The sequence below is a fragment of the Mucilaginibacter sp. P2_A5 genome (assembly GCF_056404995.1).
The window spans coordinates 13,870-35,800 of the sequence record NZ_JBFUCY010000022.1; the positions used below are offsets into that span (position 1 = coordinate 13,870).

Annotated in this window: 13 protein-coding genes; 6 read left to right on the forward strand and 7 right to left on the reverse strand. The window is 43.3% G+C overall.

Annotated elements, in window-relative coordinates; genetic code table 11:
- The 4 genes from rseP (at position 1) to AC1DXF_RS19445 (ending at position 4,998) form a co-directional block, all read left to right on the forward strand.
- Positions 1 to 1,335, forward strand: coding sequence for an RIP metalloprotease RseP (gene rseP / locus AC1DXF_RS19430; protein ID WP_477450359.1), 1,335 nt, complete (start codon positions 1 to 3; stop codon positions 1,333 to 1,335).
- A 165-nt stretch (positions 1,336 to 1,500) separates the two neighbouring features.
- Complete coding sequence (locus tag AC1DXF_RS19435) at positions 1,501 to 2,100, forward strand: GNAT family N-acetyltransferase (protein ID WP_477450361.1); 600 nt, start codon at positions 1,501 to 1,503, stop codon at positions 2,098 to 2,100.
- Between the two features lie 107 nt (positions 2,101 to 2,207).
- Positions 2,208 to 3,785 carry a glycoside hydrolase gene (locus AC1DXF_RS19440; protein WP_477450362.1) on the forward strand — a complete coding sequence of 526 codons (1,578 nt, stop codon included), beginning with the start codon at positions 2,208 to 2,210 and terminating at the stop codon, positions 3,783 to 3,785.
- A 133-nt stretch (positions 3,786 to 3,918) separates the two neighbouring features.
- Entirely contained in the window at positions 3,919 to 4,998 is a 1,080-nt protein-coding gene (locus tag AC1DXF_RS19445) for an AI-2E family transporter (RefSeq protein ID WP_477450363.1), read from the forward strand.
- A gap of 263 nt (positions 4,999 to 5,261) precedes the next feature.
- Here the strand turns inward: AC1DXF_RS19445 and AC1DXF_RS19450 are convergent, their stop codons facing one another.
- Positions 5,262 to 6,134, reverse strand: coding sequence for an AraC family transcriptional regulator (locus tag AC1DXF_RS19450; RefSeq protein ID WP_477450364.1), 873 nt, complete (start codon positions 6,132 to 6,134; stop codon positions 5,262 to 5,264).
- A gap of 125 nt (positions 6,135 to 6,259) precedes the next feature.
- Here AC1DXF_RS19450 and AC1DXF_RS19455 point away from each other — a divergent pair, with 125 nt between their 5' ends.
- Entirely contained in the window at positions 6,260 to 7,102 is an 843-nt protein-coding gene (locus AC1DXF_RS19455) for a phytanoyl-CoA dioxygenase family protein (protein ID WP_477450365.1), read from the forward strand.
- A gap of 67 nt (positions 7,103 to 7,169) precedes the next feature.
- The gene (locus AC1DXF_RS19460) at positions 7,170 to 7,985 is read left to right on the forward strand and encodes a sugar phosphate isomerase/epimerase family protein (RefSeq protein WP_477450366.1); all 816 of its coding nucleotides are present in this window, start codon (positions 7,170 to 7,172) and stop codon (positions 7,983 to 7,985) included.
- A gap of 157 nt (positions 7,986 to 8,142) precedes the next feature.
- Here the strand turns inward: AC1DXF_RS19460 and AC1DXF_RS19465 are convergent, their stop codons facing one another.
- The 6 genes from AC1DXF_RS19465 to AC1DXF_RS19490 form a co-directional block, all read right to left on the reverse strand.
- Positions 8,143 to 9,162, reverse strand: a complete 1,020-nt coding sequence (locus AC1DXF_RS19465) for a DUF4097 family beta strand repeat-containing protein (protein ID WP_477450367.1) — start codon at positions 9,160 to 9,162, stop codon at positions 8,143 to 8,145.
- A 177-nt stretch (positions 9,163 to 9,339) separates the two neighbouring features.
- On the reverse strand, positions 9,340 to 11,730 hold the full coding sequence (locus tag AC1DXF_RS19470) for an ABC transporter permease (RefSeq protein ID WP_477450368.1): 2,391 nt from the start codon (positions 11,728 to 11,730) through the stop codon (positions 9,340 to 9,342).
- A 155-nt stretch (positions 11,731 to 11,885) separates the two neighbouring features.
- A complete protein-coding gene (locus tag AC1DXF_RS19475) occupies positions 11,886 to 14,267 on the reverse strand; it encodes an ABC transporter permease (protein WP_477450369.1) in 2,382 nt (793 codons plus the stop codon).
- A 186-nt stretch (positions 14,268 to 14,453) separates the two neighbouring features.
- Positions 14,454 to 16,829 (reverse strand): ABC transporter permease, encoded by a 2,376-nt coding sequence (locus AC1DXF_RS19480; protein WP_477450370.1) that lies wholly within the window; start codon positions 16,827 to 16,829, stop codon positions 14,454 to 14,456.
- A gap of 128 nt (positions 16,830 to 16,957) precedes the next feature.
- Positions 16,958 to 19,384 (reverse strand): ABC transporter permease, encoded by a 2,427-nt coding sequence (locus AC1DXF_RS19485; RefSeq protein WP_477450371.1) that lies wholly within the window; start codon positions 19,382 to 19,384, stop codon positions 16,958 to 16,960.
- A 92-nt stretch (positions 19,385 to 19,476) separates the two neighbouring features.
- On the reverse strand, positions 19,477 to 21,861 hold the full coding sequence (locus tag AC1DXF_RS19490; protein ID WP_477450372.1) for an ABC transporter permease: 2,385 nt from the start codon (positions 21,859 to 21,861) through the stop codon (positions 19,477 to 19,479).
- Positions 21,862 to 21,931 lie beyond the last annotated feature (70 nt).

Sequence of the window (21,931 nt, forward strand, 5' to 3'; positions counted from 1 at the left end):
ATGAGTATAGTGATCATGGTAGGCCAGCTTGTACTGGGCCTTTCAATTTTAATAATCCTGCATGAGTTGGGCCACTTTTTGGCGGCGCGGGCATTTGGGATTAAAGTAGAAAAATTTTACCTGTTTTTTGATGCATGGAATATCAGCCTGTTTAAATTTACATACAAAGGTGTTGAATACGGTATCGGCTGGCTGCCTTTAGGCGGTTATGTTAAAATTGCCGGTATGATAGATGAATCGATGGATACCGACCAGATGGCCGGCCCGCCGCAGCCCTGGGAGTTCCGCTCAAAACCGGCCTGGCAACGTTTAATTGTGATGCTTGGTGGTGTTACAGTTAACATTATACTGGGTATTCTTATATTTTGGATCCTGACTATCCGCTTCGGCGAAAGCTATATTCCGAACAACAGCGTTAAATATGGCATTGTACCGGGTGTGGTTGGCAGAAAAATAGGTTTAATAGCAGGTGACAAAATAACCGCAGTTAATGGTAAACCTGTAGTAAAATTTGATGACTTAACAAGCCCCAAGGTATTGCTTGAAAATACAGTTTTTACTGTACAGCGTGGCTCGCAAACGTTGAGTGTCACTGTTCCGCGCACAATTTTGAACGATTTGGCCGACAATGGCATAGAAGAATTCATTAGCCGCATACCACGCACAAAGTTCGTGGTAGATTCATTAACATCGACAGGAACAGCTATAAAGGCGGGGATAGTTAAAGGCGATAGTATTGTAGCCATTAATAATGTACCCATCTCATTTTTTGATGAGTTAAAACCTGAACTAATAAAAAACAAAGGCAAAGTAGTTGATTTGACTATAAAACGTGCAGGCACAACAATAGCGTTGAAAACCCCTGTAGCTGCCGATGGCACCCTGGGTTTCTATCCATCAAAAAACGACTTGCCTGTAGTTAAAACCATTAAATACGGTTTCTTCCAATCCTTTCCTATCGGTGCGGCAAGAGCTATCAGCACATTTACTGATAACGCCAAAGGCCTGGGTAAAATATTCAAGGGCGATGTTAAGTTTAACAAAGCGGTAAGCGGCCCGGTTGCTATAGCCAACCTGTTTGGCGGCACTATTGATTGGATTCACTTTTGGAGCCTGGTAGGCTTTTTGTCAATGGTACTGGCGTTAATGAACCTTTTGCCAATACCGGCACTTGACGGCGGCCATGCTGTGTTCCTGATAGTGGAGATGATAAAAGGCAAACCGTTGAGCGATAAGTTCCTGGAACGCGCGCAAATTGTGGGCTTTGTAATACTGGTTACCCTGATGGTATTTGTGTTTGGAAACGATATTGTAAACAAGGTAATGAAGAAATAGGTTTGAAGCCGAAAGCTAAAAGCACAAGGATGAAAGCTATAAATGAACAGCCCGGGAGTTTTATCTCCGGGCTGTTTTTAGTTTATGACCAAGGCAGGCCACATCCAACTATATTATCAATTTTTACATATTAGTACGCTTCATAATTTCCGATATTTACCAATTATGTACACGCTTAAATACCAGGAATTTTCTGAAGCCTTATACCAGGCATTACAGCCCGATCCGTTTTATATCAGGCTGTTACAATCAATCCCCGGCGATAAAGAGAAACGCGAGGCGTTAATAAGCTACCTTGATTATTCGATGTACGAGGCCGAAAAATACGGCCTGCTGTTTATTCCCGGCCAACACAGGTACGGCGCGTCTGTATGGAGCAAGCCGTTAAACGAAGATATTGAATCGGAAAAAAGCCACGAAAAGAAGGCATTTTTAAAAACCAATTTAGGCGATGGCGTGCTTGATGCCTACGTGCAGATGGTAGATTTTATGTCGGCAAAACTGGAGGATTTAATTGCCGCAGAATCCTGGTACCTTTCTATCGTCGGCATTAAACCTGAGTTCCAGGGCAAAGGTTTGGGTGCTGTTTTGGTAAACGACGTACTACAGCAAACCGATAAGTTGGGCTTGCCCACCTACCTGGAAACTTTTACGCCAAGGAATATATCCTTTTACAATCGGCTGGGCTATGAAATGACAGCTTCATTTTTAGAGCCGCTTACCAACGCCACGTATTGGGTATTGGTGAGGGAACCCAAGCCGTAAAAGAAAAAGCCCCAACATTACAGCAGGAGCCCCGATTATATATAAATCAGGATAAAGTACTTTGATATAGCCAACAATGTGCGTATCCACACTTATATTTGCCCCACATGAAACCTACAAAAAGCTTTTTTAAACCTATAGGCATTGCACTGCTATTGACAACTATTTTTAGCTGCCCAATCGTTGCCCAAACTCCCGATACAACAATTACAGTTCACATCGACTTAAACAAAACAGCGCAGGTTATTCAAAACATAGGTGCATCGGGCTGTTGGTTTTCTGAAGGGATTGGAAAATATTGGCCTGCCGAAAAGAAGGAGGCTATCGCCCGTTTATTATTCAGCAAGCAAAAAGACAAGTTGGGAAACCCATTGGGAATTGGTTTATCGGCCTGGCGTTTTAACATTGGCGCGGGCACTGCAGAACAAGGCGATAGCAGCGGAATTAAAGATTTCAGGAGGCGATCTGAGTGCTTTTTAAGCCCAAATGGCAATTATGACTGGAACAAGCAGTCGGGCTATCAATTCTTTTTAAAAAAGGCGCATGATTATGGTGTAGAAACCCTCGTCGCCTTTTCAAACAGCCCACCTGTGCAATTTACGCGTAACGGGCTTGGGTATAAAACAGAAAAAGACTTTACCAGTAACCTAAAGGCCGACGCCTATGGCGCCTATGTCAATTTTTTGGCCAAAGTGATCAGTCATTTTGATAGTGAAGGCCTTCATTTCAGCTATATCAGCCCGGTTAATGAGCCCCAATGGGATTGGTCGCGCCCGTATATGCAGGGCGACCAGGAAGGCTCGGCGTGGAAAAATGACGAAATATACCATGTGGTTAATGAGCTTAACGGAGTTTTAAACAAAGAGAAGCTGAGCACTAAAATTTTGATAAGCGAAGCAGGCATGCTCAATTACCTGTATTCGGGCAAGGGTAATTCATCAAGCCAAATCCAGCATTTCTTCGGCCCAAACAGTTCATTATCAGTAAAGGCCTTAAACCACGTACCGCTAATAATTGCCGGCCACAGTTACTTTACCGAAACTACCGACAGCGGCATGGTAGCTACCCGGAGCCAGCTGGCCGATACCGCAAAAAAATATGGCGTCAACTTCTGGCAATCGGAATACAGTATGCTGGCCGATGGTTTTAAGGAAGGCTCAAAAGGCGACCGGAGCGCGATAGATTGCGCGTTGTTTTTGGCAAAAATTATCCACTCCGATTTCACAGATGGTAACGCTACGGCCTGGCAATTCTGGAATGCCTACGAACCGGGCAGCGCCGATGTTAACACCCGTTATTACCTCATAGCTTTAAACCCCAAACCCGATTTTAAAGATGGCGAATTTACGGTAACCAAAAACCTGTGGGCACTGGGCCATTACAGTTTATTTGTGCGCCCCGGTATGGTACGCATACTTACCGGTACAGCGCCGGCCACGCAAAGTAAAATCCTGGTTTCGGCATGGAAAGATGCGAACAATAAACTGGTTATAGTAGCTGTTAACCGCGGAACGACCAATACAAAAGTAAAACTCGATTTAAAGAACACTGGCAAAAAATACAAAACGCTTAGCAGCTATTTAACCAATGGGGATAAAGCCGTAAATATGCAGGCTTCTCAAAGTAAGTATACTAACGGCGTTTTACTCCCGGCACGGTCAATATCAACATTTGTGCTGGATTAACCACCGGTAAACGGAGGAATGAGTGCTGTTCGGGCTTTGGGTCTTGATATTAAATCAATATTGCGATATTGTTAAAACTTTTGGAGGTGTTCATTGTCCCCTATTTGAACATTCTTTTTCAAATCAGGACAATATGGCCCTCAATAGTGATAAATATACCGGTAAAACAACTCAAAAAGAACTCACCTACATTCAAAAAGTATGGCAAACCGTTGCCGTTGTGGCCCTGTTGGTGGTAGTGATACTGATTGCCCGGGTTGCTTTTAATGTATTGCTGATGGTGCTGGCGGGTATACTCATCTCCGTATACTTTCACGGCCTGGGCGACATGATCCAGCGGAAAACCCTATGGCGCCGCCGCCTCTGCATGATTATTTCTATCGGAGGCACCTTTGTACTGCTTGGGGTGCTGTTTTGGTTTATGGGGTCTAAAATATCAAACCAGGTAGCTATATTAAGCGATACGCTTCCGCATACAATTAGTAATGCCAAACTCAAACTGGCCGAAACCCCTATCGGAAGAAAAATCCTGGAATACCTGGCAGATGATAACTCAGATGCTTTAATGACCACCGCCAAATCCTTCTTTAATACCAGCTTTGGTGTGTTGGGCGATATTTATATCATCCTGTTCCTGGCTATATTTTTTACCAGCAACCCTAACCTGTATAAAGATGGCATGATAAAGTTAGTGCCCGAAAGCCGCAAACCGCTTGCCCACCAGGTGATAGACAGGATTAGCTTTGCCCTAAAGGGATGGCTAAAAGGAATGATGTTATCCATGGTGCTGGTATTCATTTTACTTTCTATCGGGTTAGGCGTCATGAGCATCCCCGTGGCTTTGGTACTTGCCCTGCTTACCGGCCTGCTCAAGCTCATTCCCAACTTTGGGTCGTTGGCTGCCATGATACCGGGGGTATTGCTGGCTTTAACCATCAGCACAAATACAGCTATAGTTGTGGCATTAATGTATATGGTTACTCAAACTATAGTAAGTAACATAGTAACCCCTATCATCCAAAATAAAATGATAAACCTGCCACCGGCATTAACCATATTGGCGCAGGTATTAATGGGCACGTTATCAGGTGTTTTGGGTGTTATACTGGCAGTGCCCCTGTTAGCTATTGTAATGATTTTGGTTGATGAGCTATATGTTAAAAAAATAGCAGACCTGGATATTGTTATTGTGCCAGAAAAAGGCCAGCCATAAAAAATTTAGCGTTCCGGATCTCATCCCGGAACGCCAATTACTAATCAACTAAATCCAAATTTCTCAAGTTTGGAAGTTTTTATCAAACGGCAGTATTTAAACCCAAACATTGGGTTACTGTACTGTCTGGGTGCATTTCCAGTTGTATCTTAAAAATACGTATCAAATATATAGTATTTTGATACTCAGAAATTTGCAAAACATGCAGCTATTTTACCCTTACGCGAACGTACAGCAGGGGTACATTTTTAAACCCAACATTATTAAATTGCTTGCCGCTGATATAACTTCCTAAAGTTTAATGGGTTGTTATGGTATACCGCCCTAAACTGACGGTTAAAATTAGATAAATTATTAAAGCCACAATCAAGGCAAATGGCCGTTACGCTTGCCGGGGTTTCAATCAACAGGTTAGCGGCATAATTTAGCCTCACCTCGTTCAGGAATGCCGTAAATGATTTTCTTGTGCGCTTACTAAAATATCTTGAAAATGAATTTTCGGCCATATTGGCCAACCAGGCTACCTCTGCAATAGTAATTTCGCGTTTAAAGTTATGGAGGACAAAATTTAATATATCATTCATCCTTTTTGTTTCGGCAGGGTTTTGCCCGGTAATCACACTATGGCAAATTTCCTGCAAATCGTTACTGTCCGATAGGATATTTAATATATCAATCAATATCAGCCACCTCGTTAACCCTTTGGCGGTTAATAAGGCATCCAGCTTTTCCGTTACCAGCCTATTGGTTTTACCCGCAATGCTGAGCCCTTTAACCGAGCGTTGAAGTAATGCTGAAATTTTTTGCGCTTCGGGCAATGCAAAAAAGCCGTAGCCAAAGGAATCTTCCTTGAAATGAACAACTATCGATTTGGCTCTTAATACCGAATGTTCTTCCAGGTATTCAGCATCATTTTGGTAAGTATGCGGCAGATATGGCCCGATAAGCACCATGTCGCCCGGCTTAAATTCGCTGATATGATCACCTATAAAACGCTTCCCGGTACTTTCGGTAACCAGCACAAGTTCATATTCGGGATGGAAATGCCAGGGCGTTGGGAAAAAATTGTAATCAAAATATTTGGTAACAAATGATTCGCCTGCATTACGGGGCAAGTATTCGAGTACTGGTTTCATACTCAATAATAAGCTATTTTACATGAATATCACCCTTGCATGTCAGAAAAGTATCGGTTTTTAACAGATGTGATGTGGCAGCGGCCCGCAAAGATTTTCACCTTTGGTGTATTAAAACCAATTGTATGGCAAGTATTAAATTAACAGCAGAACAAGTTAGCCAGTACCATAAAGATGGCTATGTAATAGTAAAAGGCTTTTTTAGCAAACCGGAGGTGGATAAGATGTACAAAGCCGCAACCGCCGACGATAACATGCTCAATAACGCGCTTGATCTGAACGATCAATCGGGCAAAAAAACTAAACTGTCTTTGTGGTTTACACCCGGCAATGATATTTTCGGGTATTTAACCAGAAGTCAAAAGATGGTGGGTTCGGTTGCACAGTTGCTCGGCCATCAATCCAGCATATGTCATTTCCATTCAAAACTGATGCAAAAAGAGCCAAAAGTTGGTGGTGCCTGGGAATGGCACCAGGATTACGGCTATTGGTATAAAAACCAGTTTATGTTTCCCGACCAGCTGATTAGTGTAATGATAGCACTTACTACTGCCAACAAAGAAAACGGTTGTCTCCAGGTAATTAAAGGTTCGCACAAAATGGGCAGGGTTAATCACGGTTATGCCGGCGAACAAGTTGGCGCAGATATGGTGATGGTAGAAAATGCATTGCAATCAATGGAATTAATTTATGCTGAACTGGAGCCGGGCGACGCGCTGTTTTTTCATAGTAACCTATTGCACCGGTCAGAAGTTAATTTGTCTGATTACCCCAGATGGTCAATTATATCCTGCTATAGCCTGCAATCAAACCTTGCTTATAATGAAAAGTCTGCTTCATGGAAAACACCGGTAGAGGTTGTTCCTGACGAGGCAATTATGGAATGGAAAACTGAGGAGAAAGTTAAAGCTGATTTTTTGAAAAAAGAAGAAGAGCCGGCATTACGAGGTAACGAGTGGGGCAAATAATCATATATTTATATCATAACCCGGTTTAACCCGACGAACCGGTTTTACCATAGACTAAATTAAAAAAATGGAAGTAAAGTTTTTTTGCCCGCGCTGGGGTTCTGAGCAATTGCCCTGGGATGAATTTTGTTTTAAAGTAAAAGAAGCCGGTTACCAGGGTGTTGAAGCAGGTGTACCTTTTGATGAAAGCGAAAAAGACATCATTTTAAATGCGATCAAAAAATATGACCTGTTATTGATTGGCCAGTATTACCAGTCGTTTGAAGAGGATTTTGAGTTGCATAAAATCAGCTTCTGCAAGCACCTGGAAAATATAGTAAAAGCACAGCCGGTTTTAATTGATTCGCAAACCGGAAAGGATTATTTCACAAACGACCAAAATAAAGAGCTTTTTGCCATAGCCAACGGTATTGCCCTTGCAAGCGGCATCACCATTGCCCATGAAACACACCGTAATAAAGCTTTATTTGCCGCCCATATCGCTAAGCAATTACTTACCGATAACCCTGATGTTTTAATAACGGCAGATTTTTCGCACTGGTGTAATGTATCTGAAAGCTTGTTGGAACAGCAGGCAGAGGCGGTAAAAATAGCCATTGGCCGCACTGTTCATATTCACGCGCGCGTTGGCCACGCCCAGTCTGCCCAGGTTTCTGACCCAAATGCCCCCGAATGGCAAACAGAGCTGGAAACACATTTGCAGTGGTGGGATGCCATAATAAATTCACGCCGGCAAAGCGGCGCGCACCTATTGACCATTACACCCGAGTTTGGCCCTTCCCCCTACATGCCTGTGCTGCCATATACAAAAATGCCGGTATCAAACCAATGGGACATTAATGTGGGGATGATGCGGTTACTCAGGAAGAGATATGAGTCTTAAGTCCGAAGTCTTAAGTCTGACGTAAACCATCAACCTAAAGTTTGAATTGCCTTTTTTGACTTAGAACTTAAGGCTCCAGACTTATGACTTAAAACACGAAGAGCCTGTCGCGTTAAACAACAGGCCCCCGTGCGTACTTGTTTACTTTATATAGATCTTAGTTAAGATTAAGATTGATACGGTTGCCCCTGATTACCACCGACGAGCCGCCGCCATTTAGTTTACCTTCTATTTTTTCCTTTTCTTTGGTGCCGCTAAAGTTCGAGCTGAAGCTGGCCTCAACTCTATCGGCACGCAGATCAAGATCTAAACCTTGCTTTGCGGGAACTGAAATATCCACATGACCGCTTACATCAACCTTAACATATTTGCCCACACTGTTAAATTGCGCGTGGAAGCTGCCGCCGCTGGTAGATGCATCAAGCGCGCATGCCAATTGGGTAAGGTTGATGCTACCTCCCGAAGTCCCGGTTTTAAATTCGCCGGCTATGTTATTTGCGCTGATACTGCCACCGCTGGTATTTGCATCAATAGTACCTTTTAAATCGCTAAGGTGTAACGAGCCGCCAGAAGTTTCCAGGTGAATTTTACCATTGCAATTGCTGGCTTCAATACTGCCGCCGCTGGTTTCCAAATCAATACTCGAACCCGAATTACTTACATGGATACTGCCGCCAGATGTTTGGCCTTTGATAACGCCGGTTAATTTATCAACATGTAAGCTACCCCCACTGGTTTCAAATTTTTCGTTACCTGATAAATTATCCATGTGGATGCTGCCCCCACTGGTATTCAGGCTGGTGTTAACATTTTTTGGTACAAATACTTTAAAGCCGATACTTAATGAGTTTCTCCAGTTCGAAAAATTGTGCTTGTTCTTTGCAGTCGCGTGAACTTCGCCGCCACTAACGGTAACGCTTAGTTCGTAGTTTTGCAGGCGTTTCTCTATTTCTTCTTTTGATATTTTGCCAATAACGTTGTTGCCCTGGATATAAACCTCAACACGTGGCGCCTCCCCGGCTGCTCCGCTAACACTGATGCTGCCACCCGACGTATTAACAAATACATCTTTAACAGCCCCGGATATGGGTTTAGTCATGTATGGCGTTTTGGAGTCCTGCGCAAAAACAACACAGCTTTGGCAGGCGACAAAAAATAACAGTAAATGCTTTTTCATAATGTTTTAGTTTGGTTTATTAATAAGACAACGGCGGGAAGAAATACGTTGCATGTGGAGGAAAATAAAAAGCCTCACCTAAATCCTCTCCAAAGGAGAGGACTTAAAAAGAAAAGTTTATAATTTTCAGTGTGCAAGTCAAGAACCCTCTCCTTTGGAGAGGGCAGGGTGAGGCTCCTACTCACTCCTCAAACTATCCACCGGATTTGCCAGCGCCGCCTTAATTGCATGATAGCTTACAGTAATAATGGCTGCTACTACAGCAATGCCGCCTGCGGCAGTAAATACCCACCAGGGTATAATGATACGGTTAGCAAAATTCTGCAGCCAGTTATGCATCGCCCACCAGGCCACCGGCGAAGCGATAATAACCGATAAAAGCACCAGTTTTAAAAAATCCAAAGAAAGCAATGTGCTTATTTTTGACAGGCTGGCTCCTAATATTTTGCGGATGCCAATCTCTTTGGTGCGCTGCTCAATAGTGAACGCTGCAAGCCCAAACAAGCCCATCGTAGCCAATATCACCGTGATGTAAGTGAATAAGCTAAAGATGGCGGCTAACCTGTCTTCGGCCTTGTATTGCTGGTTAAAGGCATCATCCATGAAAGTGTAATCAAAAGGCGTATCCTGGTCGTATTTTTTATAGATGCCCTGCATTTTGCTAAGTAACGTTGGCAAATTGGTATGGGGTTTTATTTGGGCGAAAAGGCTGCAGCCAGTTCTTTTCCAAAAGGATGCGGTATCCGGCAGCGTAAACAAAGCAAAGGGTCTTAACTCATCTGCCATTGAGCTAAAGTTGAAATTTTTAAGCACCCCCATAACCTGGAGTTTGTTATTGCCATCACTAATAAAACTGCCTACAGGGTTTGCAGGCAAATTCAGTTTTCCTATAGCCAGTTCGTTAATCACTACTTTGTCACGACCGGTAATTTCGGTATTTTGTGCAGGAGGATATTTCCATTTTAAACCAAGAACAGGGATAAAGTTATTATCGGCAACTAAGTTGGCTATAGCTATACTTTTCTCTTCTTTAGTTTTGCCGGCGGCAAAAAACATATCATAGCCTTTATACATGGCATAATGCGATGTAGCTATCTTATCGATACCTGCCAAATCACTGATGTCTTTTTTAAAGGCCTGGTAATTTTTTACGAGGTTGGTACCTACAGGCAGCATCACAATATTATCGCGGTTGATACCTGTATCCGCATGCCTGAAATAGTAGAGCTGCCTATCGATAATAATACCGCAAATAATCAACCCTACCGATATGGCAAATTGCAATGTAGTAAATACTTTACGTACCGCGGTACCACCAGCCTGCCTGCTCATTTTGCCTTTGAGTGTAATCACCGGCTTAAACGCCGATAAAACCAACGAAGGATAGCTACCGGCTATTAACACCGTAAGCACCAGCAAAGCCGACAGCAAACCTAAAACCATCGGGCTATACAAAAACGAGTTGTCTATTTTTAACTGTAACACGTTTAAAAACCACGGCTTACACAGGTAACACAGGCAGTAACCCAGCACGAATGAGATGCCCGTAAACAAAGCAGACTCTACATAAAACTGCATGGCAATGCTGAAACGGCTTGCACCGGATACCTTGCGGACCCCTACCTCCTTGGCCCTCAGCGTTGCCCTCGCGGTTGAAAGACTCATGTAATTTACCAGGGCCAGCAGCAATATGAGCACGGCCACCAGCGGAAAAATCTTTAAATACCTGGTGTTTGATGAATCGCCAAAGTTCATGTGCAGGTGGGTATCCGTTATTGGCGATAAGGAATAAATCATCTCGCCAAAACTTTTATCCTTTTTGGCCATTGCCTGCAGGTTGCGCTTCAACGCGGCAGTATCCGAGGCGTGTTTTAAAAGCAGGGTCAATCCGAATGAACCAAAGCTTATACCTTGCGAACCTGTGTACATCGATGCTTCTTTCATAGCAAGCAAACTTGAGTTCGAGGCCACAAAATTAAAGTCGATAGATGAATTTGACGGAGCGTTTTCGGCTACGCCCGTAATGTGGTAGGTATATGCGCTATCTGTTTTTATAACAAGCGTTTGGCCTACCGGGTTTGCGTTGCCAAAATATTTTTTGGCGATATCCCTGGATATTACTACCGAGAATGGCGCTTTAAGTGCATCAGAGGCCTCGCCTGCCAATAATTTGAAGGAATAAAAATTAAAGAAACCCGCATCTGCAAAGATAAGTTTACTTTCCGCGAACTTATTTTCGGGTGATTTTGGATTGCTCACCACCATTGGCCTGAAATAAGCCAATGTTCGCATGTAATCCTCCACCATGGGATTGTTTTGTTTTACAATAGGGCCGGCAGTGTAACTCATGTAGGCCATATTCATGACATTTCCCCCCACCTTAATAGATGCCCGGAGGTTATAAATCCGCTTACCGTTTTTGTGAAAGCCATCGTAACTCATTTCATGCGTTACATACAGCATGATCATGATACAAACCGCAAGCCCTACGGCCAAACCCGTAATGTTAATAAAGGTAAAACCCTTATTCCTGCTCAAAGCTCTGAAAGCAATTTTTATATTGTTCATGGGTTAGTTCATTGGTTCACTGGTTCATTAGTTCGTTGGTACTTATCGCTGGCAAACGACTTATTACTGTAACTCTGTCATGTGTCCACTGCAAACTGTTAACTGCCGGCTGCAAACTGTTAACTGCCGGCTGCAAGCTGCCCACTGCAAACTGCCTACTCACTCTTCAGGCTTTTTACCGGGTTGGCCAACGCGGCTTTGGTTGATTGTATGCTTACCGTAACGGCGGCTACCAATAAGGCTGCAATACCTGTTACTACAAACACCCACCACTGTATATCAATACGATAAGCGAAATCCTGCAGCCATTTGCTGGATATATACCAGGCAATGGGCGATGCAATAACGGTGGCAATAATCACCAGCGCTAAAAAATCTTTGGCTATCAGCATAATAATATTGGCAATGCTTGCGCCTAACACCTTGCGGATACCAATCTCTTTGGTGCGTTGTACTACGGCAAAGGCTGTAATGGCAAACAACCCTAAGCAGGCCAACATTATAGCCAGTGCAGAAAAGGTAGTGAATACACCTGCCGTACGCTGTTCGGTACGGTATAACGCATCATAATCATCATCCAGAAAACGGTAATCAAAGGGGCGGTGGCTGACCCTATCTTTCCATACCTTACCAATTTCTGCCAAAGTTGCGGCGGTGCTATTCCCATCTATCTTCACAAACATCCGGTGTAGCTGTTCGTTGTCCAGGAATAAGATCAGGGGCGTGATCTGGTCATGGAATGATTTAAAATTAAAGTCTTTTATCACGCCTTTTATTGTTCCGGTTACTCCTTTTGATATGGTTTTGCCAATAGCCTGCTCTGGAGTCCAGCCCAATGCTTTTACCGCCGACTCATTCAACATAAAGGTGTAATGATAATTTTTACCATGATTTGTAGTATCCAGCAATAGCAAATCCGCATGTGTATAATCACTTCCCGAAATTAGTTTGAGCTGCATCGTTTTTATAAAATCCTCGTCGACAGGGATAGCATTTACAGAAATATTTTTACCGTCATTGGTGTTTATACCATCGCCCCAGCCAACATTTATAGGTTCGTCATTAGCGGCAGCTACTGATTGCACGCCGGGAATGCCGCTCATCGCTTTTTTTATTGCATCCAACTGTGGTAACATTTTCGCATCTATAGGCAGTACTACCATGTTGCTTTTGCTGTAACCAATATCCTTATTGCGGATGTATGATAATTGCTGCAGTATCACGATGGTAGATATGATCAAAAATATCGAGATTGCAAACTGGAAGACTATTAACGATTTACGTACGTTTTGACCGGATGTAAATGAGAAACCCGATTTTAATATTTTTACCAGCTTAGCATTTGATAATAACAATGCAGGATAAACTCCCGCCGCAAAACCAACTAATACACTTAATGCAATAAGACCCAAAACGATGACCGGGTTAATTAAGGTAGCAGCCTCCAGTTGTTTGCCCGATATTTGGTTGAACAGAGGCAAAACCAACGCCGCCAGCGCAATGGCTAATAGTGCAGCTATAGCCGCTGTAAATACGGATTCAACAATGAATTGCCAAAATAATTCGCCATTGCCGGCACCCATAACTTTGCGTACACCAATTTCGGCACCCCGGCCTGCGGATTGGGCGATAGCAAGGTTAACATAATTTACACAACCTATTATCAATATTAATAAGGCTACAATTAAAAGAACGTAGATGTACGTTATGCTGCCAACCGGCTCAAATTCATCAGCCAGGTTTGATTTTAAATGTATGTCTGTTAAAGGCTGCAAATTGTAAGTAAGATAATGGTTGCCATCCATTTTTAGTTCTTTTTTGCTCACCGTATTTACCATGTAAGCCGATACCTGTTTTTGCAATGCAGCAGGTGAAGCTTTATCGTTAAGCAGCAAATAAGTCATGTTATTGGCTGTCCACCATTGCTCCGGCCCGTTCATATCCATATAAAGACTAAAGGGCAGCACAAAATCAAACTGTATTTGCGAATTACTGGGCGCATTTTCTGCTATTGCCGAAACGGTGAAGTTTTTAGAGCCAACTTTAAGCACCTTTCCCACGGCATCCTGGTTACCAAAGTATTTCGTGGCCGATTTTTGAGTGATCACAATTTTATCCGGGGCACTTAAAGCCGATGAGATATCACCTTTAACTAAATTAAATGAAAATACTTTGAAGAAATTCGGATCAGCATATAAAATGCTCTTTTCGTCGAATACCTGGTTATTATAACCAATTACCCTGTTTGATTTAAAGGTGCGTACATAGTCCTTCACCCCAGGCAACACCCGCTTAAATTGCGGGCCAGCTTTAGTGCCGCTAACGGCTATGCTTTGTGGTCCATCAGCGTTGTTATATTCCATAGTAGCCCGCACTATCCTATCGCCATTAACGTGAAACTTATCGTAACTTGTTTCGTGCTTAATGTAGATGCCTATAAGCAAACAACTGGCAATCCCCACAGTTAAACCCAGTATGTTGATGAACGCATACAACTTGTTCTTTTTTAAATTACGCCACGCTAATTTGGTATTCATATGTATTTAAATGATAATTTCTAAACTCAAAAAGGAAAAATCCTAAATTCTAAAAAGGAAAAATCCTAAATCCTAATTTCTAAACTCTAAAAGGAAAAATCCTAAACTCTAAATTCCAAGTTTCCGAACTTTTCACCAATGAACCAGTGAACTAATGAACCAGTGAACCATAAACTAATGAACAATCTATTCAGATCTTAAGCTTTTCACCGGGTTCATCAACGCTGCTTTAAGCGATTGAAAACTAATGGTAACCAACGCTATAACAAAAGTTAAAAATGCCGCCAGCACAAAAATCCACCAGTGCAGCGGGGTTTTGTAAGCAAAGGTTTGCAGCCATTTATTCATGCAATAATAACCAATTGGCATTGCTATTACTGTTGCCAGTAATACCGGTTTTAACAGATCTTTCGAAATCAATATCAAAATGCTTTGCACCGATGATCCTAACACCTTGCGCACGCCAATTTCTTTGGTGCGCTTAGTGGCTGTAAACGATGCCAGGCCAAATAAACCAAGGCAGGCGATAAAAATGGCCAGGCCCGAGAAAATAGTGAGCATGGTTTGCTGCCTGATATCGGTTTTGTACGTGGTATCAAACTTTTGGTCTAAAAACGTATACTCAAATGGGTAAACCGGCGCTACCTTGCTATAAATATCTTTAACCGCCGCCACAGATGCAGGGATATTGCCTGCCTTTAATTTGATAACGACCACCCTCCTGTCGTCGCCCGGCGAGATTACCAGGGCATCCATATTTTCTTTAAGTGAAAGGAAGTTAAAATCGTCTACTACACCAATAATAGTACGCCGCTTATCATCACGCACTTTGTTTTTTATCCATTTGCCGATAGCCTGTTGCGGCAAAAAACCCAGGTCTTTGGCTGCCGTACGGTTGATAAGGACCGAATTGGTAGTATCGGTGGCAAACGCGGGCGAAAAATCGCGGCCGGCAATTATTTTCAGCCCTAAGGTTTTTACGTATTCAAAATCGGCAAATTCTGTTCGCGCCATAAAATTGGCTTGTTGTCCTTCGGCGTCAAAACCATGCACATCGTAAAAGCCACCGGGCTCGCCTGACATCAGCGACACCGATGAAACTGCTCCGGAGTTTTGTAACTCGTCTTTAAAAGTTTTACGGTGATCATAAATATCGTTGTTATCAATTTTTATCACCAGCGTTTGTTCCTTATCATACCCTAATGATTTGCTTTTGATATACCGCATCTGGTTTACAATAACAATAGTACCAATGATAAGCATTACCGAAATACTGAATTGCAACACCACCAATCCCTGCCTGAAAATACTGCCGCCTTTGCCCAGCTTCAATTTGCCCTTTAAAGCCTGGATAGGCGAAAACGCCGACATAAATATGGCCGGATAACTTCCCGCCAAAAAGCCTACTACCAAAATAACCCCCAAAAGGAACAACCAGATAGGCAGGCTACTCCAGGATACAGTTAAATCATAACCTAACAATTGGTTATAGGATGGCATCAATACCAGCAGCAAGCCGACAGATAATGCACACGAAATAAGCGCCAGCATCATTGACTCGCCGATAAACTGCCATATTAAATGATTGCGCAACGCACCCATTACTTTGCGCATCCCTACCTCTTTTGAACGCTCAACCGCCCTGATGGTGGCCAGGTTGGTGAAGTTGATACAGGCGATAAGCATAATAAGCGCCGCTATCGATATAAATATAAAAACCACCGTTTTATCGCCATGCTTCACATTATCAAAGGCCGAATACTGTTCAAAATAAATATCGTTGAGCGGGGTAAGCGATAAATCAAACTTAGCGCCGAATTTTTGCATATCCTTGCCCATGTACTTATCCATAAACTGGGTAAAACGGCGTTCGAGCGCGGTTTGACTGCTGTGCTCATTTAAAAGCACATACACAAACAGGCCATTATTTATCCACACATCAAAGCCCGGGTTTTTGGTGTAATTGGCAATGGACATCACCAAATCAAAATCAAGGTGCGAGTTTGATGGCGCATCTTTAGCAACGCCGGTAACTTTCAAGTTTAACTGCTTGTCAAACTGTACCACTTTGCCTATCGCGTTATCAACAGTGCCAAAGTATTTTTTTGCGGTAGTTTCGGTAAGCACCACGCTGTTAGGATTATCAAGCGCTGTGGCGGCATCCCCCCTCAGCAGCGGGAAGGTAAACAGTTTAAAAAAGCCGGCATCTACGGCATAAACCTTCTTTTCGTTAAAAGCTTTTTCGCCAAAAGATACCAGGTTGTTTTGTGGCGATACCCGCACTGCCATCTTAATATCCTGCGGATAATCGTTCAGCAAGGCCGGCGCATACGGGCCCGACAGGTATGGCACCTTTGGTTTTGCAGGATCGAACCCGCGCATTACCCGGTAAATATTTTTGCCCTGCTTATGAAATTTATCAACACTAAACTCATTCATAATATACAGGAAAATCATGAGGCACACCGTAATGCCCATGGTTAACCCCAGGATGTGGATCAGCGAAAAAGCCTTTTGCTTATAAAGGTTCCGCCAGGCTATTTTTAAATAATTTCTTATCATCTTTTAGTTCATTTGTTCACTGGTTCATTAGTTCATTGGTACTTATCGTTTCATAACTTTGTAGCGAGCTCCCCGCTGCTTACTGCAAACCCACAACTGCCCACTCACTACTCACTACTCACTACTCACTACTCACTACGAAGGCTCTTTACCGGGTTACTCAACGCCGCTTTGATGGATTGAAAACTGATGGTTGCAAAAGCGATAAAAACAGCCAGGAAAGCCGATACTGCTATTACCCACCACTGAATATTTTGGCGATAGGCAAAGCTTTGCAGCCACTGGTGCATAGCCAGCCAGGCTAAGGGTGTTGCCACCAAAATGGCTATCAGTACCAGTTTAATAAAATCTTTACTTAACATGGCCACAATGGTACTTACCTCGGCGCCCAATACTTTGCGGATGCCTATTTCTTTTCTGCGTTGTTCGGCGGCATAGGCGGCAAGGCCAAACAGGCCAAGGCAGGCAATAATAATGGCCAGCGTGGTAAACACAATGGCTATGGTGCCCATGCGCTGCTCGGCGCGATAGGTGGCATCAAAGTCCTCGTCCATAAACGAGTAGCTAAACTCCCGGTTGGGCGCTACCGATTTCCATTTGTTTTTAATGAGGCCCATCAGCGTGGTAATGTTGGCGGTATTAACTTTTAAACTTAAAGCCCCTTTGTCTTCGCCATACATCAACACAACAGGGCTAATGTTGGTCTTCAACGAATTGAAGTTAAAATCTTTTATCACCCCGATTATCCGGTACCCCTTCCAAATTTTGGCCATATTATCCTGCGGAACGTACATCATTTTGTTTATAGGATCAGCCACATCCATCAATTTGGCCGCTGTTTCGTTAATGATCATCGATGCGGTATCGGTGCCCATTTGTTTATTAAAGTTGCGGCCCTTTACCAGTTTCAAACCGAGTGTGCCCATATAGTCTTCGTCAACGGTCCAGGTTTGTGCAAGCACTGCTTTCTTTTGGTCAAGGTTACGGTCCGGAAATACGCTGCTGCTGTTGCGGTAGTCCATGGTCGGCAAAAAGCCTGTCATGGTTGCATCCATTACGCCGGGCAGCTGTTTTACCTCATTTTTAAACGTGGCGGCCTGGTTGCCTAAATCCCAGGTGTTGTGTACAACCAATACCTGGTCGCGTTTATAGCCCAGGTCTTTATGCTGGATAAATTGCAGCTGGTTATAAATAACCAGCGTACCAATAATCAGAAAAATAGATATCGAAAACTGGAATACTACCAAAAAGCTTCTGAGCCAGCCGCCTTTAAAACCATTAGCCAGTTTACCCTTTAATACCTCGATAGGCTGAAATGCCGAAAGGAAGAAAGCCGGGTAAAAACCAGCCAAACAGCCAATAATTAATACTGCCGCCAGCATGCCCGGCAACAGCCAGCTTAATGAGCTGATGTTAAAGCTGAACGATTTATCGGCCATGTTATTAAATACCGGCAAAAACAAATAAGCGGCAATAATGGCCAGCACCGCCGCTATAAATGTAACCATTACCGACTCGGCCAAAAACTGGAAAATAAGGTATTTACGCGGCGAGCCCAGCACTTTACGCACCCCAACCTCTCGTGCCCGGTTTGATGAGCGGGCGGTAGATAGGTTCATAAAGTTTACACAGGCTATCAGCAATATAAAAATAGCCACAGCCGTAAATATGTATACATACTGCATGTTACCATTTGGCGCAAGTTCTGATACAGCGTTCGACTTTAGGTGGATGTCTTTTAACGAAATTAAATTAAGCTGGTATTTATTACCTGCTTTTTCAAACTGATCGAAAGTGATATGCAGGATGCTTTGCAGCTGCGGCCCGGCGTATTTACGCATTAGCAGCGGCAGCTTTGCTTTAAATTTCTGCGGATCGGCTCCTTCCCGCAATAAAACATAGGTATTAAAATTATTGCTGAACCAGGCAGTCTCCTTACTTTCGGCAAGGGTGCTCATGGATAAAAAGAAGCCAAAATTAAAGTGCGATTGCTTTGGGATATCTTTTATAACACCCGTTACTTTATAAAGTGTGCTATCATTAAAGGTTAAGGTTTTGCCTACAGCCTGTAGCGGATCATTAAAATAGCGCCTGGCAACGGTTTCATTAATAACCACACTATGTGGCTCAACCAAAGCTTTTTGCGGGTCGCCGGCAATCATCGGGAAGGTAAACACGTCAAAAAGCGTGGCATCGGCATATAACATATGGTCTTCCTTAATATTCTGGTTGCCCTTTTTAACATTGTTGCCGCCCCGGTTTATCAGTCGCACAGTTTTCTCTACCTCCGGTATATCGGCTACCAAAGCAGCAGCCAAAGGTGCCGGCGAACTGGCGTACGACTGATCATTGCCGCCAAACTTGATATCGTTGTTGACGCGATAAATCCTATCGGCATTGATATTAAACCTGTCATAACTCAGCTCATCTACCACATAAAAAACAATAAGCAAACAGGTAGCCAGCCCAAGGGCCAGCCCCAAAACATTAATAGCCGTAAACCCTAAGTTTTTCTTCAGCGTACGAAACGCCGTTTTAATGTAGTTTTTTATCATTCTATTGGTTCATTAGTTCATTGGTACTTATCGCTTCATAACTTTGTAGTGAGCTCCCCGCTGCTTACTGCAAACTCACAACTGCCCACTCACTACTCACTACGAAGGCTCTTAACCGGGTTGGCCAAAGCGGCTTTTACCGATTGTATGCTGATGGTTAGCAGGGCTATTGCTGTTGCGCCAAAGCCGGCCATCAGGAAAATCCAGGCGGTTATGGTAATTCGGTAAGCGTAATCCTGCAGCCACTTATCCATGGCATAATAAGCTATGGGCACGGCTATACAAATGGATATTATAATGAGCACAACAAACTCGGTGGCCAGCAACCTGATAATGCCTGCAACGCTTGACCCTAATACCTTGCGGATACCGATCTCCCTTGTTTTTACCTGTGCCGAATAAGTTGCCAGGCCAAATAAGCCAAGGCATGATATAAAAATGGCAATGGCCGAAAACACATTAAATAGCGAGCCTGTACGTTGCTCTGTTTTGTAGAGCTGGTTAAACGAGTCATCTAAAAAAGTATAGGAAAATGGCGAATCGTTATTGTATTGCTTCCAGGAGGCAAGCACGGCTGCAATGGCTTTTTGCGCATCGGCACCGGTAGTTTTGATGTATATTTTGTAACAGTCGTCGGTACGGTAATACAATACGGCCGGTTCGATTTTTTTACGCATAGATGCGAAGTGAAAATCCTTTACTACCCCGCTTATGGTACCCTTCATTTTTTGGATGCGGATATTTTTACCTATCGGATCTTTAAGGCCCATGGCAGATACAGCGGCCTCATTTAGCACAAAACGGGTAGTATCAGAAACAGCCCCGGTAAAGGCCGCGCCCTCCTTCATTTTTATTTTAAAGAAGGATATAAAATCCTTGTCGGCAGCAATCGGATGAAAAAACAGGTTTGCTTTGGCTGATTTACCGTCCCAGTCGTTATCGCCCGTCCAGTTATCGTTTTCAATAATGTCATTACCCGATCGGGTTACCGATATAATGCCGGGCTGCTTCAGCAACTCCTGTTTAATGGCATCGTAATGCGTTTTCATATCGCGCATATTAAACACAAACACGTTCTCTTTATCGTAGCCAAGATCCTTTTTCTGGATAAAATTGAGCTGCCTGCCAATTACCAGGGTGCCGATGATCAACACAATAGAAACGCTGAACTGAACCACAACCAGTACCTTCCGGAAAACGGTATTTCCTATACCCGCCGTTACTTTACCCCTAAGTGCTTTTAATGGCTCAAAAGATGAAAGTAACAAAGCGGGGTAAATGCTTGATGCCGCTAAAGTGCCTGTGAGTGTAATCACTACATACATCCAAACCTGGTAGTTGGTTACAGACAGTTGTAATTGCTTGCCCGAGAAGTTATTATACATAGGCATCAGCACATACATCAAAACAAGGGCAAACAGGGTTGATATGGCAAACAGCAAAGTAGTTTCAATCATAAACTGCATAAATAGCTGCAGTTTACCGGCACCTATTATTTTGCGCATACTTACTTCCTTGGCCCTCAACATTGATCGCGCTGTTGAAAGGTTTACGTAGTTAATGCAGGCTATCACCAGGATCAGGATGGCCACAACGGCAAATGTGCGCACGGTTTCAATGCCGCCGTTGCTGCCGTCGGCTTTGTACAAATGCATCTCGAACAGTGGCTGCGCCAGGTAAGGCACGGGCGCATCTACCGGGTGTTCGCGTTCGTGTATCGCACGAAGCTTTTGGGTAACCTTGCCAATATCGGTGTTGGGCTTAAGCAACAGGTAGGTATCATATGCAAAATTAGCCCAATCACCATCTATCGAAGGGATAAATGTTTTATTATCGTAGCTTAATTTTCTATCCTGGTAGGCCAGTTTGTTAAACCGGCTCATGGGCAGCAGGATGTTATATTTTAGGGTGGAGTTTGCAGGATAATCGGCAACTACACCGGTTACCTTCAGGTTTTCGTTTAAGCCTAAAACAACCACTTTGCCTATGGGGTCTTCGTTACCAAAGTATTTTTTGGCTATAGCCTGGGTTATCACTACCGAACTATTATCCGGGAATGGGTTTTTCTTATCGCCGGCAACCAGCTTAAAGTCGAATACCGAAAAGTATGAAGGATCGGTAAAAGCAAAATTATCTTCCCTGAAATTCTTGTCCTTATATTTAAACGGCGCAACGCCGATATTCCTGATCCGCACGGCATCGGTAACCTCCGGCATCTCGGCCTTGGCGTAAGTAGCAAGCGGAGCAATAATCGAGGTAAATATCTGTTTGCTTTCATCAGTACCACCCACAATGCCAACGCGGTATATTTCGGGCCCTTTTTTGTTGAACGTATCAAAACTCAACTCATCCTGCACCCAAAGCAGCATAAACAGGCCAATCACCAATCCAAAGGTTAACCCCGCCACATTAATGGCCGCGTAAAACTTGTTGTTTACAATATTACGCCAGGCTGTTTTAAAATAATTTTTTATCATTTTGATTAGTCATTAGTCATTTCGCTGTGCTGTCATTGGTCATTTCGTTGCATTACACTGTTATTGGTAC